We start from the raw sequence: 16416 nt of genomic DNA, 5'->3' as shown, positions 1-16416 counted from the left end.
TCATGCGCCTCCAAGCGCAAAGACACGCTCGATGACGCTGTCAGCCAGATAGGCCGCAAAGATCACGAACAGGTAAAGCAGCGAGTAGCCAAACAGCGCCTTTGCGGGCTTCATCACCCGGTCGCTGTCGGGCATGCGAAGCACCTTCCAGGCATACCAGACAAAGCCGATGCCGAGCGCCAGCGCAACCACGCCGTAGCCGATGGTGGTATAGCCGAGCAGCCAGGGCGCCACGCCAATGGGCGCAAGCAGCAGCGAATAGGCAAATATCTGCCGGCGCGTCGACGCTTCGCCGGCGACGTTCGGCATCATCGGGATGCCGGCGCGCTCATAATCCTGCGACTTGAACAGCGCGAGCGCCCAGAAATGCGGCGGCGTCCACAAGAAGGTGATCAGGAAGAGCACGAAGCTCTCGAAGCTGACCGACCCGGTAATGGCGGCCCAGCCGATCATCGGCGGCAGCGCACCGGCTGCGCCACCAATGACGATGTTCTGTGGCGTCCAGCGCTTGAGCCACATCGTGTAGATGACGGCGTAAAAGAAGATGGTGAAGGCGAGCAGTGCCGCCGACAGCCAGTTGATGAGGACGCCGAGCGTCATCACCGAAAGGACCGACAGCACCAGACCGAAGGTCAGCGCCTCATGCGGCGTCACCTTGCCTGAAGGCACCGGCCGGTTGGCGGTGCGCGTCATGACGGCGTCGATGTCGGCGTCGTACCACATGTTGAGGGCACCCGAAGCGCCGGCACCTATGGCGATCGCTAGGATCGCAACGACGGCGAGTAACGGGTTGATGGTCTCGGGCGCGGCAACCATGCCGACAAAGGCAGTAAAGACCACCAGTGACATCACACGCGGCTTCAGCAGGGCGAAGAAATCGCCAGCCGTCGCCTCCGACATGCGGATGGTTTGGTCTTCAAACCGGTTGTGGACAAGGGCCATGCGTACTTACGTCCAGTCGTTCCGTTTGGCCGAAACCGCCGGTCTGGCCGGCGGCCTCGTAGTTCAGTCAGCGACTTACTTGATCTTCGGAAGCTGTTCCCACTGATGGAAGGGCGGCGGCGAAGGCAGCTGCCATTCGAGCGTGGTCGCACCCTCGCCCCAGGGATTGGCACCAGCGACGCGCTTCTTGGAGAAGGCTTCGAAGACGCCGAACAGGAAGATCAGCACGCCGACGGCGGAGATATAGGAGCCGTAGGACGACACCATGTTCCAGCCGGCGAACGCATCGGGATAGTCGATGTAGCGGCGCGGCATACCGGCAAGGCCAAGGAAATGCTGCGGGAAGAAGACCAGGTTCACGCCCACGAACGTCACCCAGAAGTGGGTGTTGGCGATCGCCGACGAGTACATGTAGCCAGTCATCTTCGGGAACCAGTAGTACCAGGCCGCGAAGATCGCGAACACGGCACCCAGCGACAGCACGTAGTGGAAGTGCGCGACGACGTAGTAGGTGTCGTGCAGCGAACGGTCGAGACCGGCGTTGGCCAGCTGCACGCCGGTGACGCCACCGACGGTGAACAGGAAGATGAAGCCGATCGCCCAGATCATCGGGGTCTTCATCGAGATCGAACCGCCCCACATGGTGGCGATCCACGAGAAGATCTTCACGCCCGTCGGAACCGCGATGACCATCGTGGCGAAGACGAAGTAGCGCTGCGTGTCGAGCGACAGGCCGGTGGTGTACATGTGGTGAGCCCACACGACGAAGCCGACGGCACCAATGGCGACCATGGCGTAGGCCATGCCGAGGTAACCGAAGATCGGCTTCTTGGAGAAGGTCGACACGATGTGGCTGACGATGCCGAAGCCCGGCAGGATCAGAATGTACACTTCCGGGTGACCGAAGAACCAGAACAGGTGCTGGAACAGGATCGGATCGCCGCCGCCTTCAGGCGCGAAGAAGGTCGTGCCGAAGTTGCGGTCGGTCAGAAGCATGGTGATGCCACCTGCCAGAACCGGCAGCGAAAGCAGCAGCAGGAAGGCGGTGATCAGCACCGACCAGGCAAACAGCGGCATCTTGTGCAGCGTCATGCCCGGAGCGCGCATGTTGAAGATCGTGGTGATGAAGTTGATCGCACCCAGGATCGACGACGCACCAGCGATGTGCAGCGACAGGATCGCGAGATCCATCGCAGGACCAGGCTGACCCGAGGTCGACAGCGGCGGATAGATCGTCCAGCCACCACCCACGCCATGGGCGCCAGGAGCGCTCGGCATGAATGCCGACAGGATCAGCAGGATGAAGGCCGGCGGAAGCAGCCAGAACGAGATGTTGTTCATGCGCGGGAACGCCATGTCAGGCGCGCCGATCATGATCGGAACCATCCAGTTGGCAAAACCGCCGATCAGCGCGGGCATGACCATGAAGAAGATCATGACCAGGCCGTGCGCCGTGGTGAAGGCATTATACATGCTCTTGCCGGCGTCGACCGCGGCATCGCCGTTGACGCCATAGACCATCTCGGCCAGGCCGCTGAAGATCTGAACGCCTGGCTCAGCGAGCTCCCAGCGCATCATCACCGACAAGAAGCCACCCACGATACCCGCGAAAATCGCGAAGATCAGGTACATCGTACCGATATCTTTGTGGTTGGTCGAATACACCCACCGAACCCAGCCCGTCGGCCTGTGGTCGTGATGGTCGTGAGCTGCAGCGCCTGCCATGTTCCGCTCCGTTCCCTGATCTTATCTACCGCGGCTCAGTTGCCGGCGGCCGCAACCTTGGCCGCACCATCCGTCGCAGCCATCAGCGCCTTGTTGGCACCTGGCAGGTCGGACTTCGCAGCAGCAAGCCACGTGTTGTATTGTGCGTCGGAGACGACGCGAATTGCGATCGGCATGTAGGCGTGATCCTTGCCGCAAAGCTCGGAGCACTGGCCGTAATAGAGGCCTTCCTTGTCAGCCTTGAACCAGATCTCGTTGATGCGACCCGGCACCGCGTCCGTCTTGATGCCGAAAGCCGGCATGGCGAAGGCGTGGATGACGTCGCTAGCGGTGACCAGGACGCGAACCATGGTGCTGACGGGAACGACAATCTCGTTGTCGACGGCGAGAAGACGCGGATAGGCCGCCTTGTCTTCCTTGCCGGCAGCGGCGCGATCACCTTCGGCGAGCATCGCCGAGTTGAAGGAAAGCGGCTCGGCGTTCTGGTACTCGTAGTCCCAGTTCCACTGGTTTGCGGTCGCCTTGATCGTCAGCTTTGCCTCTTCCGGCGGCGAGTACTGCGCGGTCAGAAGCTGGAAGGACGGGATCGCCAAAAACAGCAGAATCACAACCGGACCGACGGTCCAGATGACCTCGATCAGCGTGTTGTGGCTGGTACGTGACGGAACTGGGTTGGCGCTCGCCCGGAACCGCCAGATGCAATAGGCCAAGAGCGCGAGCACGAAGAGCGTGATCGGGATGATGAACCAAAGCGTGTAGCGCTCGAACCAGGTGATCTGTTCCATGATACCGGTCGCGGCCGGCTGGAAGGTAGTCTGCCAAGGCGTCGGCTGTGCCGCATAGGCCGCGACGCTGGCAAGGGTAGCAGTCGCCGCGACGGCGCTAGCAAAGATCTTTCTCATCGCCCTCTGTATCTCCCATTTCCATGCGGGCGTAGCCGCAAGGACATCCTGCCGCTCCGGGACGGGAATCCCAGAGACGTTCGGAGGTTCAAACCATACTCTCTTTCCAACCGCAAGGAAGCAGAGGCGTAACCCATGCGGCATTTTTGCGCGCAGGCACAGAGGCTGGCGCCGCGACGCGTTTGGCGCTAGTTGAAGAACGCGCAGGCGGAGCGGCTATTCGCCCGCTTTGTGCTGCCATGCCCTGGAAAGGCGTCGCAATTCGGGCCAAATTGGGCTCGAATGTCTGGAAAACCTTAGATTGCGGGATGGCGATGGCGCTGTCTTGTTATTTACTTGCTGCCTGCACGACCTAAATTGTCGTGATTCGCAATGGAGCCGTGATGAAGTCTGGGCTGTTTAAAACCTTGGCGAAGGTGTTGGTCGCCGCTGCCTGCGTGGTTCCCATGCAGGCCGGCGCGCAGCAAAGCGGCACGGTAAAGTCCACCCATGGCGCCTGGTCGATCATCTGCGACACGCCCGCGGGTGCCACCAACGAACAATGCGTGATGATGCAAAACGTCATCGCCGAAGACCGCCCGGAGATGGGGCTGTCGGTGGTTATCCTGCGCACCGCCGACAACAAGGCCGAGATCCTGCGCGTGCTCGCCCCGCTTGGCGTGCTCCTGCCCAACGGCCTCGGCCTCAATGTCGACCAGAAGGACATCGGCCGCGCTTATTTCGTGCGCTGCTTCCAGGACGGCTGCTATGCCGAGGTGATCCTCGACAAGACACTGCTCGACACGCTGAAAACAGGCAAATCGGCCACCTTCATCGTCTTCCAGACCCCCGAAGAAGGCATCGGCATCCCAGTCGACCTTAACGGCTTTGGCGAAGGTTTCGCCGCGCTGCCGTAAGCGTTTGGCGCCGGAGACATTGTCCGGAGCCCTCGCGTCGCCTACATCGGGGTGAACACATTCACCTTGCATATGAGGCGACGCGCCATGACCAGCCTTCTCAGCCAGTTCGACATATCAGAAGACCGCGTACGCCAGATCGTCGCCGAGACGATCGAGGGCGCCGACGACGGCGAATTGTTCCTCGAATATAGCGAGGGCGAAGCGCTGATGTTCGACAATGGCCGGCTGAAGACGGCCAGCTTCAACACCGACCAGGGTTTTGGCCTGCGCTCCGTTGCCGGCGAGGCAACCGGCTATGCGCATTCGAGCGACCTCTCGGAGTCGGCGTTGCTGCGTGCCGCCGACGCGGTCTCCGCAGTCAAAGGCGGCTATTCCGGCACGCTTGCCGCAGCCCCCGCACGCACCAACTCTCATCTCTATGGCGAGGAAAACCCGATTTCCTCGCCCTCTTTCGAGGCCAAGTCCAAGCTGTTGCAGGAAATTGACTCGTGGCTGCGCGACAAGGATCCGCGCGTCCGCCAGGTCACGGCATCGCTTGCCGCTTCGTGGCAGCATGTCGAGATCCTGCGCGGCGACGGCCAGGTGGTGCGCGACATCCGCCCGCTGGTGCGCATGAGCATTTCTGTTGTCGTCGGCGACGGCGACCGCCAGGAAAGCGGCTCATACGGCGCGGGCGGACGCAAGAGCTTCGACGAGTTCCTGACCGAGGAAAGCTGGAAGGATGCGGCCGGCCAAGCACTTCGCCAGGCGCTGGTCAATCTGGAGGCCATCCCCGCCCCTGCCGGCACCTTCGACATCGTCTTGTCGAGCGGCTGGCCGGGCGTGATGCTGCATGAGGCCGTCGGCCACGGCCTCGAAGGCGACTTCAACCGCAAAAAGACCTCGGCCTTTGCCGGCCTGCTGGGCCAGCAGGTCGCGGCCAAGGGCGTCACCGTCGTCGATGACGGCACGATCGCCGAACGCCGTGGCTCGCTCACCGTCGATGACGAGGGCACGCCGAGCGGCCGCAACGTGCTGATCGAGGACGGCAAGCTTGTCGGCTACATGCAGGACCGCCAGAACGCGCGGCTGATGGGCATGAAGGCGACCGGCAACGGCCGCCGCGAATCCTATGCGCACCAGCCGATGCCGCGCATGACCAACACCTACATGACCTCAGGCGACATGACGCCGGAAGAGATCATCGCTTCGGTCAAGAACGGCATCTATGCCGTATCCTTCGGTGGCGGTCAGGTCGACATCACCTCGGGCAAGTTCGTATTCGGCTGCACCGAAGCCTACATGATCGAGGACGGCAAGGTGACCCAGCCGATCAAGGGCGCGATGCTGATCGGCAACGGCCCGGACGCGATGCACCGGGTCTCGATGGTCGGCAACGACATGAAGCTCGACACCGGCATCGGCATGTGCGGCAAGGCCGGCCAGGGCGTGCCTGTCGGCGTCGGCCAGCCGCATCTCAGGATGAACCAGATGACGGTCGGCGGCACGCGGGTTTAAGGTCGGCAAGGCGCGCTGGGCGCGCCTTCACCGCCTCTTTTTCGGCTTTTCCAGCAGGGCTACGGCCTCGACATGATGCGACCAGAGGAACTGGTCGATCGGCGTCACAGCCTTTAGCGTATAACCGCCGTCGATGAGAATGCGCAGGTCCCGTGCGAGCGTCGCCGGATTGCAGGAGACGGCGGCCACCATCGGCACGTCCGAGCGGGCAATCTGCTTGCACTGATCCTCGGCACCGGCGCGCGGCGGATCGAAGACGATGCCGTCAAAAGCGTTCAGCTCCTTGAAGGTCAGCGGACGCCGGTCGAGGTCGCGGCGCTCGACTGTGACGCGCTTCAAGCCATTGGCGAAGCGGAAGCCGCGATCGAGCGCTGCCAATGCCGGCGCGTCGCCCTCCACCGCGTGAACCTCGGAGTTAGCCGCGAGCCTGAGCGCGAAGGTGCCGCAGCCCGAATAGAGGTCGGCGACCTTCTTGGCCTTGCGCATATGGCCGGTCACGAGTGCCGCCATCGCACCCTCGGCCTCGCCCACTGCCTGGACGAATGCGCCCGGCGGCGGCGTCACTGTCGCTGCACCAAAGGTCAGCATCGGCTTGACCGGCTCGACGATGATCTCACCGTCGATGGAGAGCCTTGCGATCTTGGACTTGATGACAAAATCGGTCGCGGCACGGCGGATCGCTTCGGTCGGCTTACCGCAATCGGCAGCCGCCACGTCGAAACCGGATTCAGTCGCGGTGATCAGGAACCTGAAGGGCTTCGACGTATTGGCGATGATGCCGGCCAGGTGACGCAGGACAGCACTCGCCTCGACGATTTCCGGCAGAAGGACGGGGCATTCCTCGATGTCGACGAGGGTATGGGAAAACGCCTGGTTGTAGCCGAGATGCAGTCCGGTTTCGGTGTTGCGTGCTGTAAAGGCCGCGCGGCGCCGGCTATGCGGCGGACAGGCAATCAGATCGCCAACCGGGACCTCGATACCCCTCGCCTTCAGCGCCTGGACCACAAGGCCGCGCTTCCAGTCGCGATAGGCGCTGTCTTCAAGATGCTGGATCGCGCAGCCGCCGCATTCGGTGAAATGGCGACAAGCGGGCTCGATTCGTTGAGGTGACGGCTCGATGATCGCGAGCAGCTGCGCGCGGTCCTTCTCGCGCGCTGCGGTCACCGTCTCCCCAGGCAGCGCGAACGGGATGAAGATGTGCCCGCCATTGGCATCGACGACGCCGTCGCCATGCGCGCCCAGCCGCGCAATCTCGAAACGAGTCGTCATTGGTCTTTCACTCCACCGAGCAGATATTCGCGGTTGCCGTCACCGCCTTCGAGCGGCGAGGCGCAGATACCGAGCGCGCGCCAGCCCGGAATGGCGTCGAGCCACAGTCGCAATTCTTCAGCCATGCGCGGCCCATCTTCAGTATTCTTGAGCAGCCCGCCCTTGCCGATCGCCTCGCGCCCGGCTTCGAACTGCGGCTTGACCAGAAAGACGCCCTTGGCGCCTGTAGCTGCCAGATCGAGCGCATTGGGCAAGGCCAGGCGCAACGAAATGAAACTGACATCCGAAACCAGGAAATCAGGCTGCCGACCGCCAAGATCATCTGATGTCAGATTGCGGGCGTTGAGCCCTTCCAGGCACGTCACGCGCGGATCGCCCCGCAGCATCGGGTGCATCTGGCCATGACCGACGTCGATCGCCACGACCTGGGTTGCGCCGCGTTCCAACAGCACTTGGGTGAAACCACCGGTCGATGCGCCAACATCAAGCGCCTGGCTGCCTGCAGGATCGAAACCGAAATGGTCGAGCGCGGCAATCAGCTTGAGCGCCGCCCGGGAGACATAGGCCTGGGCCGGATCATTAACGTCGATGACCACGTCGGCGGCTACGGTCTGTCCGGGCTTCTTGGCCAATTGGCCATCAACTGCTACAGCACCGCGTGCCACCGCATCGCGGGCGCGCGAGCGGCTCGCAAACAAACCGCGGCCGACGAGCAATTCGTCGAGCCGCAGGCTGGTCCCGGAGCGCTGCGCGTCCGATTGGACGCGCAAAGGGGCTCCAACGTCTTGTATCTGCGCATCGTGCTTTCCGGAAATCGATTTCGATTTCCGGGCCGATGCGCGGGCTTGCCTTGAGATTTCCATGGCTTTCAATGGCGAATGCGCGCCTGCAAGGCAAGCGCTCACTCGAAATGCTCAGGCGCGGACGGCGTGGGCCGACTTGCCGAGCGCTGCGAAGACGGCTCGCACGATGCCGCCTGAATCAAGGCCGGCATCGACATACATCTTGTCGGGATTGGCGTGGTCGACGAAGCTGTCGGGCAGCGTCAGCGCACGCACCTTGAGGCCGTTGTCGAGCAGACCGTTGCGGGCGAGGAAATCGAGCACCTGGCTGGTGAAGCCGCCGACCGAGCCTTCCTCGACCATGACCAGCACCTCATGCGAGCGCGCCAGGCGGCGGATCAGATCCTCGTCCAGCGGCTTGGCGAAGCGCGCGTCGGCGACAGTTGTCGACAGGCCGGCAGCACCGAGTTCCTCGGCGGCGAGCAGGCATTCCTTGAGGCGCGTACCGAACGACAGCAGTGCGACCTTGGTGCCTTCCTTGACCACCCTGCCCTTGCCGATCTCCAGCACCGAGCCGCGCTCGGGCATGTCGACACCGACGCCGTTGCCCCGGGGATAACGGAACGAGATCGGGCCTTCGTCATATTCGGCGGCCGTGCGCACCATGTGGCGCAACTCCGCCTCATCGGCGGCTGCCATGACGACGAAGTCAGGCAGCGAGGCGAGATAGGTCGTATCGAAGGCGCCGCAATGGGTCGGCCCATCCGCGCCGACAAACCCGGCTCGGTCGATCGGGAAACGAACCGGCAGCTTCTGGATGGCGACGTCGTGCACGACCTGGTCGTAGGCGCGCTGCAGGAAGGTCGAGTAGATCGCAACAAACGGCTTGTAGCCTTCCGTGGCCAGGCCTGCGGCAAACGTCACCGCATGCTGCTCGGCGATGCCAACATCGAATGTGCGTGACGGAAACGCTTCGCCGAAAAGATCAAGGCCGGTGCCCGAAGGCATGGCGGCAGTGACGGCGACGATCTTGTCGTCGGCGCGCGCTTCCTGGAGCAGGCTTTCGGCAAACACCTTGGTGTAAGCAGGCGCGTTGGCAGGCGCCTTGGCCTGGGCCCCGGTGATGACGTCGAACTTGTTGACACCATGGTACTTGTCGGAGGCAGCTTCAGCGGGCGCGTAGCCCTTGCCCTTCTGGGTCACGACATGGATCAGCACCGGGCCGGTGCCATTGTCACGGACGTTCTTCAGCACCGGAATCAGATGCTCGAGATTGTGGCCATCGATCGGGCCGATGTGGAAAAAGCCCATCTCCTCAAACAGCGTGCCACCGGTGACAAAGCCGCGCGCATGCTCAACGGCACGGGTGATCGCACGGTCGACGCGGCGGCCGAGATATGAGGTCAGCTTCTTGCCGAGCTCGCGCACACCGGCATAGGTGCGGCCAGATGCGAGACGCGCCAGATACGCGCTCATCGCGCCCGCCGGCGGTGCGATCGACATGTCATTGTCGTTGAGGATGACGATCAGGCGCGCGTCGAGCGCACCGGCATTGTTCATCGCTTCATAGGCCATGCCGGCCGACATGGCGCCGTCGCCGATAACGGAAATGACGTTGTTGCGGCCACCGCTGAGGTCGCGCGCGACCGCCATGCCGAGGCCTGCGGAAATCGAGGTTGACGAGTGCGCAGCACCGAAAGGATCGTATTCGCTCTCGGAGCGCTTGGTGAAACCGGAGAGACCGTTCTCCTGGCGCAGCGTGCGGATGCGGTCGCGTCGGCCGGTCAGGATCTTGTGCGGATAGGCCTGGTGGCCGACGTCCCAGATGATGCGGTCGTCAGGCGTGTCGAAGACATAATGCAACGCAACCGTCAGCTCGACCACGCCGAGGCCAGCACCCAGATGGCCACCCGTCTGCGACACCGCGTCGATCAACTCGGCCCGCAACTCGCTGGCCAGTTGCGGCAGCTGGCTCTCATCGAGCGCGCGCAGGTCGGACGGCAGGCGGACCTTGTCCAGAAGGGGCGTTTCAGGTTTTGCGTTCATCACTCAGCACTAACATCAATTAACCTTTGGCAGATACGTCCACGGGCTGCGAAAGTAAATGCGTGGAGGTGACGCGGCTCAGCTTTCAGGCAGCGGAATGAATTCTTCCTCGTCGCCAGGAACGATATCGAAGCGCCCGGTCTTCCATTCGTTCTTGGCCTGCTCGATGCGTTCTTTCGACGAGGAGACGAAATTCCACCAGATGTAGCGCTTGGAACCCAGCGACGCGCCGCCGAACAGCATGAAATGCGCACCGGTCTCAGAGCCAACGACGATCTCGTCGCCGGGCCGAAACACCAAAAGCCGCTCGGGCGGAAAACGGTCGCCCAAAATGTCGAGCTCGCCGTTGAGCGTGTAGATGGCGCGCTCCTCGGCATCGGCAGGGATTTTGATCCTTGCACCGGGCGCGAGCGAAATGTCGGCATAAAGCGTGTCGGACGCCGCCCGCACAGGCGAGCGCAGCCCCTTGAAGTCCCCGATGATGAGGCGACCGGTGGCGCCGTCGGCAGCAAATATCGGCAGGTCGGCGTAGCCAGTATTTTCAAACAGCGGCGCTACCTCTTCCTTGCCGTCAGGCAGGGCCAGCCACGTCTGCAGGCCAGACACCGACATCGGCGCGCCGCGCAGTTCCTCGGGCGTGCGCTCGGAATGCACGATGCCCCTGCCCGCCGTCATCAGGTTCACGTCGCCCGGCGCGATGACCATCTCGGTGCCGAGCGAATCGCGGTGCCTGATCTTGCCGTCAAACAGGTAGGTGACGGTCGCAAGCCCGATATGCGGATGCGGCCTCACATCGAGCGCGTGGCCGGCACGCAGGATCGCCGGGCCCATGCGGTCGAAGAAGATGAACGGCCCGACCAGTCGGCGCTTGGCCGTCGGCAAAGCGCGGCGGACCTGGAAGCCGTCGATGTCCTTGGCGTTGGGGATGACCATCAGTTCGATGGCGTCGCAGGAAAAAGCATCGCCTGGCGTTGGGTCGGGTGCGGGAAAAAAGCTCATGGCCATATCCTAGAGCGCTAGGAGCGCGAATGTCACCAAGCGTAGCACAACACTCAGGCAAACCTCAGAGCCGAGCGTGCCTTCGCCTTGGCGGCTTCTTCCTCGCGATTGCGCGGATGTTGGTGCGTTTCCATCGAGTGCAGCAAGTCGTGCGCTGCATCAGTGATCCTGTCGACCGCGCGGTTGAACGCTTCTTCGTTCTTCTTTGCGGGTTTTGTAGAACCGCTCAGCTTGCGGACAAACTGCAGTGCGGCGTCGCGGATCTCGTCATGCGTTGCCGGCGGATCGAAATTGAACAATGTCTTGATGTTGCGGCACATCGCCTGCTCCCGGGCTTTCCACCAATTGGGCACCTCATAACTGGGCGCAATGTGCCACGAGGTCAAGCTGAGCGCCTGCCGGTGYGAACACGTGTCACCCAAATATCAGGGCGCCCGCGCCAAGGAGAAGCGCGCTGTAGGTTCCCACCATGCCGGGCGCGCTCAACGGCGTCCTTCCCGTCATCATCCCCGCAATGTGCAGGCAACGGCCAACAACCAGCAACCCGGCGATGGCCCACAGCATCGCCACCGGGGTCTGACGATATTCGGCCAGCGCGAGCAGGATCAGGGCAAGCGGCACATATTCGATGAAGTTGCCCTGGGCACGGATGCGCCGCATCAAGGTGGTGTCCTCACTCAGGCCGATCTTAACCCCGACCTTCTTGCGCCGCAGGCTTACCGCAATGCTCATGACGACCAGAGCTACAGCCGCGAGCGCGGCGGTCGTCGACGTTATCGGCAGCATGGCTTTCCCTCCCAACCGGACTTTGCCCGGTCAGCTAATCATTTTTCACTTGCATTTTGCAAGTTAAAATCCATCCTGTGGTGATGACCCAGTTCCGTTCCGCATGCCCCATCGCCTCGGCGCTCGACATCGTCGGCGACAAGTGGTCCCTTGTGATAATTCGATCGATGGTGATGGGCGCGACCAGCTATTCGGATTTCCTGTCAACGCCGGAAAAGATCTCGACCAATATCCTGGCGGAAAGGTTGCGCCGTCTGGAAGACGCCGGCCTCATCGTGCAGGCACAATCACGCCAAGGCGCAACCCGGGGCGCCTATGCGCTGACGGCGAAAGGGGCGGCACTTATTCCCGCCCTGCAAGAGCTTGCCCGCTGGGGTGAAACGCAGCTACCGGACCGCTGGGCAGCACCGGAACGTTTCTATGCGGCACGGCCCGACGATTTTACGGGCCATGGCGGGGGATCAACGGACTGAACGGGATGTCGCTCACTCCGCGTCGAGCGGTTCGGTGCCAACCGGCTTGCCGTCGCGCGACAGGCGAATCTTTTCGACCTTGTCTTCGGCTGCCTTCAACAGGCGGTCGCAATGCGCCTTCAGCGCCTCGCCGCGCTCATAGATCTTGATCGACTGGTCGAGCGGCACGTCGCCGCGCTCAAGATCGTCGACGATCTTTTCCAGTGCGGCCAACKCCTGTTCGAAGCTCATCGCCTTGATTTCGTCATTGGGCTCAGCGGCCATGGTTCATCCTTTCATCAGGCGTGTGACGTGGGCGGCCACCGAAAAGGCCAGCCCGTGAAGATCGTAGCCACCTTCCAGCAGGCTGATAAGGCGATTGCCGGAATGGCTTGCAGCACTATCCATCATTTGGCCGGTCGCCCAGTCAAAATCGGCCTCGGTCAGATTGATCTCGGCCAGCGGGTCGCGGTGATGCGCGTCGAAGCCGGCTGAGATGATGATCAGGTCGGGCGCGAAACGCTCGAGAGCGGGCAAAACGCGCGTGCGGATCGCCTCGCGAAAATGATCGCTGCCGGTGTTCGGCGCGAGCGGCGCGTTGACGATGTTGCCCGCCCCGGTCTCGTTTTTGGCGCCGGTGCCGGGAAACAGCGGCATCTGGTGCGTCGAGCAATAAAGCACTGATGGATCGTCCCAGAAGATGTCCTGGGTGCCGTTGCCGTGATGCACGTCCCAATCGACGATCGCTACCCGCTCGGCACCGTGCTTGCGCTGGGCGTAGCGCGCGGCAATCGCCGCATTGTTGAACAGGCAAAAACCCATCGCCGTGGTCTTTTCGGCGTGATGGCCCGGTGGGCGCRAGGCGACAAAGACGTTGTCGATCTTGCCGGAGAAGACATCATCGACGGCGGCRTTTGCAGCACCGATCGCCGTGAGAGCCGCCTGCCAGCTTTTCGGGCTCAGCGTGGTATCGCCGTCGATCGTAGCCAACCCTTCCGTGGGCACCCGCCGGCGGATGTCTTCGACAAATTTCTCGGGATGAACGGAAAGAATCGTCTGCTCGTCTCCCATGGGTGCTTCGGCACGATCGAGCATTTCGAAGGGCTCGTCGTCGAGCGCGCGCTCGATGGCACGCAGCCTGTCGGGACGCTCGGGATGCCCTGGCGTCGTCAGGTGCTCCAGATAGATGGGATGGGAATAGAGCCGGGTGGTCATCACCCCACCTTATCAGCAATGGCCGGCCAAACCATGCAGTACCTGTCAAACCCCTGGGGAAATCGGCTACGTGATGCCGGTGCCGACCGAGGAGAAGTGAAGTTCAATTGGGGGCTGGCCGTTGAGCAGGAGCCCCTCCATGAGCGCTCGGAAAGCCTTCACCGCTTTCTCAGACGTCGCGCCGGGGTCCTCGGAGGTGGCGATCCACTGCGCTGCGTACAGCGAAGCGCCACTGATCAGCCGCGCCATCGCTTCCGGGTCGATATCACGTATGACGCCCTCCTCCTTGAGCGCAGCGAGGTTCTTCGTGATCGCCAGGATACAGGCGTTGGCATTGGGCCATTGCGCCGGATCACCGAGGACTGCCGGGCCGTCGCGCAACACGATGCGCTGAATTTCCGGTTCCAGCGCCATTTCGACATAGGCGATGTTCTCGTCGACGAAGCCCTGCCAGCGGGTCCTGGCCCTGGCGGAGATGGCGCTGAGGCGTAGCGACATTTCATGGTCGATCTGGGCCACGACGGCCTCGAACAGGCCCTTCTTGTCTCCAAAGTGATGGTAGAGCGCGCCACGCGTGAGCCCCGCCTCGGCGGTGAAATCGTCCATCGATGCGTTCGCGTAGCCCATCGTCGCGAATGCCCGCCGCGCGGCAGCAATCAACTTGGCACGTGTTTCAGCAATCATCTCGCTGCGGGGTTTGTGCGCCATCTTCATCGCTCATTCCTTGCCGCGCCGCCTTCACACACGCCGCGTATTTTTCTTCACATACGAAGCGTATGGTAATTGACATACGCGACGTATGCAATTATTTCCTTCACATACGCCGCGTATGTAAGTGGCAGACCCTCAAATTGCCAGGAGTGCTCCGATGCACAATCCTTATGGTGAGATTTTCAGAACCCCGGGAGCCAAAGGCTTCGCAGCGGCCGCCTTCATCGCCCGGTTGCCGATTGCCATGGCCCCCATCGGCATAGTCGCGATGCTGTCTCAGGCGGGTGGTGAATATTGGCTGGCCGGCGCCGTCGCGGCCACGTTCGCCTTGACCAATGCCTTTGCCGCCCCGCAGATTTCTCGCCGGATCGACCGTCTCGGCCAGACTGCCGTGGCCGTACCCACCACGATCATCTCCGTCATCGCCTTTGTCACATTGCTCATTGCAACACGTTATGACTGGCCGGCCTGGACGCTGTTCGTCTCGGCCTTCCTGGCGGCGGCCATGCCAAGCGTGCCAGCGATGGTTCGGGCGCGCTGGACCGAAATCTTCCGCAATCGGCCGGAACTCAACACGGCCTTCGCCTTTGAATCGGTCGCCGACGAAATGGTCTAAATCGCCGGCGCCTCGCTTTCCGTCGGCCTGAGCGTTGCCTTGTTCCCGGAAGCCGGCATGCTGGCCAGCACGCTGTTCCTGGCCCTCGGCATGGCAGCCTTCATCCTGCAACGGTCCAGCGAACCCAGGGGCAGGGACCCGGAACGTGCAAGCGGCGGCTCGGCGATCATGTTGCGACCCGTTCAGATCATCACGCTGGCGCTTGTCTTCATCGGTACGATCTTCGCCGCCGCTGAGGTCGCCGCCGTTGCGATCACCAAGGAACTTGGCCAGCCGACCGCCGCCAGCCTCGTCATTGGCGTCTACGCAGCCGGTTCCCTCGTCGTTGGCCTGATTGTTGGCGCATTGAACCCCAAGGCACCGAAACAGCGCCTGCTCGCCATCTCGATCGCCATCGTGGCACTGACCACCTTGCCGTTGCTGGTCGCCGACACGGTGCCGCTGCTCGCACTCGCCATTTTCTTCAGCGGCGTGGCGATCTCGCCGACCTTCATCATGGCCTTCGGCCTGATCGAACGGCGAGTGCCGGAAGACATGCTGACCGAGGGTATCACCTGGGTGATGGCCGGCATGGGCATCGGCATGGCGCTGGGTGCGTTCGTAACTGGTTGGGTGGTCGACAATTTCGGTGCGCAGAACGGCTTCTGGGTATCCGTGGCCGCAGGCACGATTTCCCTTGTGATCGTTCTTCTGGGCCAGAATACGCTTGCGGGCGAACACGAGGTCGAGTTACCGCAGCCCACACCACAAGCCGCGGAATGAGGCCCACTGGATTCCAGGCCTCCCGACAGCACCAATGAGCCGCCGCATCTGGCGGCTACGCCGCCTTCGAAATCTCAGTTATCTCCGTCCCCCGGGTGACTTCCATGCGTAATCCCTATAGCGAAATCTTCAAGGCCCCCGGCGCCAAGGCATTCTCGGCTGCCGGCTTCGTCGCGCGCGTGCCGATGTCCATGGTCACGCTTGGCATTGTGACCATGCTGTCCGAAGCCCGTGGCGAGTACTGGTTGGCCGGCGCCGTCGCCGCCGCTTTTGCCCTTTCCAGTGCCGTCATCGCACCGCAGGTCGCCAGGCTGATCGATCGCTATGGCCAGGTCCGCATCCTGCTGCCGAGTGCTGCCATGGCAGTGATTGCCCTCTCCGGGCTGATGCTCGCGACGCGCTACGACGCGCCCACCTGGGTGCTCTTCGCCTTCGCGATACTCGCAGGCGTAGCGCCGATCATGGGCGCCATGGTGCGCGCGCGCTGGACCGAGATCTATCGCGACACGCCACATCTGCACACGGCCTTCGCATTCGAATCGATCATGGACGAAGTGATATTCATGACCGGCCCGATCGTTGCCATCGGCCTCAGCGTCGGCTTTTTCCCAGAGGCCGGTCCTCTCGTCGCGACCGTGATGCTCGCCGTGGGCAGCCTGCTCTTTGCCGCCCAGCGCTCAACCGAACCGCAGGTGCACGCACAGGACCACGGAGACGGCCAATCCGTGATCTGGCTTGGTCCCGTCCAAATTCTGGTGCTGACCCTGATCGCCATCGGCGCCATCTTCGGCACCGCCGAAGTTACTGCACTGC

16 protein-coding genes and 1 pseudogene are annotated in these 16416 nt (G+C 62.6%); 5 read left to right on the top strand and 12 right to left on the bottom strand.

Annotated elements, in window-relative coordinates; translation table 11 throughout:
* From AC1DUU_RS00760 to coxB, 3 genes are all read right to left on the bottom strand, one after another.
* Positions 1 to 942 (bottom strand): heme o synthase, encoded by a 942-nt coding sequence (locus AC1DUU_RS00760; RefSeq protein WP_476781492.1) that lies wholly within the window; start codon positions 940 to 942, stop codon positions 1 to 3.
* 75 nt (positions 943 to 1017) lie between these two features.
* Positions 1018 to 2667 carry a cytochrome c oxidase subunit I gene (gene ctaD, locus AC1DUU_RS00755; protein ID WP_476781491.1) on the bottom strand — a complete coding sequence of 550 codons (1650 nt, stop codon included), beginning with the start codon at positions 2665 to 2667 and terminating at the stop codon, positions 1018 to 1020.
* A 35-nt stretch (positions 2668 to 2702) separates the two neighbouring features.
* Positions 2703 to 3569 (bottom strand): cytochrome c oxidase subunit II, encoded by an 867-nt coding sequence (coxB, locus tag AC1DUU_RS00750; protein WP_476781490.1) that lies wholly within the window; start codon positions 3567 to 3569, stop codon positions 2703 to 2705.
* A gap of 383 nt (positions 3570 to 3952) precedes the next feature.
* Here coxB and AC1DUU_RS00745 point away from each other — a divergent pair, with 383 nt between their 5' ends.
* Both AC1DUU_RS00745 and tldD read left to right on the top strand, forming a co-directional pair.
* The gene (locus tag AC1DUU_RS00745) at positions 3953 to 4465 is read left to right on the top strand and encodes an invasion associated locus B family protein (RefSeq protein ID WP_476781489.1); all 513 of its coding nucleotides are present in this window, start codon (positions 3953 to 3955) and stop codon (positions 4463 to 4465) included.
* A gap of 87 nt (positions 4466 to 4552) precedes the next feature.
* Positions 4553 to 5965, top strand: coding sequence for a metalloprotease TldD (tldD, locus tag AC1DUU_RS00740; RefSeq protein WP_476781488.1), 1413 nt, complete (start codon positions 4553 to 4555; stop codon positions 5963 to 5965).
* A gap of 27 nt (positions 5966 to 5992) precedes the next feature.
* On the opposite strand, the gene AC1DUU_RS00735 is transcribed toward tldD, so the two are convergent.
* The 6 genes from AC1DUU_RS00735 to AC1DUU_RS00710 all read right to left on the bottom strand — a co-directional run bounded on the left by AC1DUU_RS00735 (position 5993) and on the right by AC1DUU_RS00710 (position 11847).
* A complete protein-coding gene (locus AC1DUU_RS00735) occupies positions 5993 to 7234 on the bottom strand; it encodes a class I SAM-dependent RNA methyltransferase (protein WP_476781487.1) in 1242 nt (413 codons plus the stop codon).
* On the bottom strand, positions 7231 to 8004 hold the full coding sequence (locus AC1DUU_RS00730) for a TlyA family RNA methyltransferase (protein ID WP_476781486.1): 774 nt from the start codon (positions 8002 to 8004) through the stop codon (positions 7231 to 7233). The genes AC1DUU_RS00735 and AC1DUU_RS00730 overlap by 4 nt, the downstream gene beginning before the upstream one ends.
* 144 nt (positions 8005 to 8148) lie before the next feature.
* On the bottom strand, positions 8149 to 10062 hold the full coding sequence (gene dxs / locus AC1DUU_RS00725; protein ID WP_476781485.1) for a 1-deoxy-D-xylulose-5-phosphate synthase: 1914 nt from the start codon (positions 10060 to 10062) through the stop codon (positions 8149 to 8151).
* Positions 10063 to 10140: 78 nt separating this feature from the next.
* Positions 10141 to 11061, bottom strand: coding sequence for a pirin family protein (locus AC1DUU_RS00720; RefSeq protein ID WP_476781484.1), 921 nt, complete (start codon positions 11059 to 11061; stop codon positions 10141 to 10143).
* Between the two features lie 53 nt (positions 11062 to 11114).
* Complete coding sequence (locus AC1DUU_RS00715) at positions 11115 to 11381, bottom strand: DUF2277 domain-containing protein (protein WP_476781483.1); 267 nt, start codon at positions 11379 to 11381, stop codon at positions 11115 to 11117.
* Positions 11382 to 11475: 94 nt separating this feature from the next.
* Positions 11476 to 11847 carry an MAPEG family protein gene (locus AC1DUU_RS00710; protein WP_476781482.1) on the bottom strand — a complete coding sequence of 124 codons (372 nt, stop codon included), beginning with the start codon at positions 11845 to 11847 and terminating at the stop codon, positions 11476 to 11478.
* A gap of 83 nt (positions 11848 to 11930) precedes the next feature.
* Between AC1DUU_RS00710 and AC1DUU_RS00705 the strand changes: the two genes are divergently transcribed.
* A complete protein-coding gene (locus tag AC1DUU_RS00705; RefSeq protein ID WP_476781481.1) occupies positions 11931 to 12320 on the top strand; it encodes a winged helix-turn-helix transcriptional regulator in 390 nt (129 codons plus the stop codon).
* 12 nt (positions 12321 to 12332) lie between these two features.
* Here the strand turns inward: AC1DUU_RS00705 and AC1DUU_RS00700 are convergent, their stop codons facing one another.
* From AC1DUU_RS00700 to AC1DUU_RS00690, 3 genes are all read right to left on the bottom strand, one after another.
* Complete coding sequence (locus tag AC1DUU_RS00700; RefSeq protein ID WP_476781480.1) at positions 12333 to 12584, bottom strand: exodeoxyribonuclease VII small subunit; 252 nt, start codon at positions 12582 to 12584, stop codon at positions 12333 to 12335.
* A 3-nt stretch (positions 12585 to 12587) separates the two neighbouring features.
* Entirely contained in the window at positions 12588 to 13514 is a 927-nt protein-coding gene (locus AC1DUU_RS00695; protein WP_476781479.1) for a histone deacetylase family protein, read from the bottom strand.
* A 66-nt stretch (positions 13515 to 13580) separates the two neighbouring features.
* Positions 13581 to 14222, bottom strand: a complete 642-nt coding sequence (locus AC1DUU_RS00690; protein WP_476781518.1) for a TetR/AcrR family transcriptional regulator — start codon at positions 14220 to 14222, stop codon at positions 13581 to 13583.
* A 160-nt stretch (positions 14223 to 14382) separates the two neighbouring features.
* Here AC1DUU_RS00690 and AC1DUU_RS00685 point away from each other — a divergent pair.
* Both AC1DUU_RS00685 and AC1DUU_RS00680 read left to right on the top strand, forming a co-directional pair.
* Positions 14383 to 15603: pseudogene (locus AC1DUU_RS00685) on the top strand (MFS transporter).
* Between the two features lie 104 nt (positions 15604 to 15707).
* Positions 15708 to 16416 (top strand): MFS transporter (locus AC1DUU_RS00680; protein WP_476781478.1); only part of this gene is annotated, 709 nt, incomplete at its 3' end.

The organism is Aminobacter sp. P4_H6_2, assembly GCF_056400805.1.
Note: the sequence above shows the minus strand (reverse complement) of the source record. Positions and strands in the feature narration are given on the sequence as shown.

What these genes read in the sequence shown, in the direction of transcription:
- AC1DUU_RS00760 (WP_476781492.1), bottom strand. Translation starts at nt 942, where the DNA reads ATGGCCCTTGTCCACAACCGGTTTGAAGACCAAACCATCCGCATGTCG.
- ctaD (WP_476781491.1), bottom strand. Translation starts at nt 2,667, where the DNA reads ATGGCAGGCGCTGCAGCTCACGACCATCACGACCACAGGCCGACGGGC.
- coxB (WP_476781490.1), bottom strand. Translation starts at nt 3,569, where the DNA reads ATGAGAAAGATCTTTGCTAGCGCCGTCGCGGCGACTGCTACCCTTGCC.
- AC1DUU_RS00745 (WP_476781489.1), top strand. Translation starts at nt 3,953, where the DNA reads ATGAAGTCTGGGCTGTTTAAAACCTTGGCGAAGGTGTTGGTCGCCGCT.
- tldD (WP_476781488.1), top strand. Translation starts at nt 4,553, where the DNA reads ATGACCAGCCTTCTCAGCCAGTTCGACATATCAGAAGACCGCGTACGC.
- AC1DUU_RS00735 (WP_476781487.1), bottom strand. Translation starts at nt 7,234, where the DNA reads ATGACGACTCGTTTCGAGATTGCGCGGCTGGGCGCGCATGGCGACGGC.
- dxs (WP_476781485.1), bottom strand. Translation starts at nt 10,062, where the DNA reads ATGAACGCAAAACCTGAAACGCCCCTTCTGGACAAGGTCCGCCTGCCG.
- AC1DUU_RS00720 (WP_476781484.1), bottom strand. Translation starts at nt 11,061, where the DNA reads ATGAGCTTTTTTCCCGCACCCGACCCAACGCCAGGCGATGCTTTTTCC.
- AC1DUU_RS00715 (WP_476781483.1), bottom strand. Translation starts at nt 11,381, where the DNA reads ATGTGCCGCAACATCAAGACATTGTTCAATTTCGATCCGCCGGCAACG.
- AC1DUU_RS00710 (WP_476781482.1), bottom strand. Translation starts at nt 11,847, where the DNA reads ATGCTGCCGATAACGTCGACGACCGCCGCGCTCGCGGCTGTAGCTCTG.
- AC1DUU_RS00705 (WP_476781481.1), top strand. Translation starts at nt 11,931, where the DNA reads ATGACCCAGTTCCGTTCCGCATGCCCCATCGCCTCGGCGCTCGACATC.
- AC1DUU_RS00690 (WP_476781518.1), bottom strand. Translation starts at nt 14,222, where the DNA reads ATGGCGCACAAACCCCGCAGCGAGATGATTGCTGAAACACGTGCCAAG.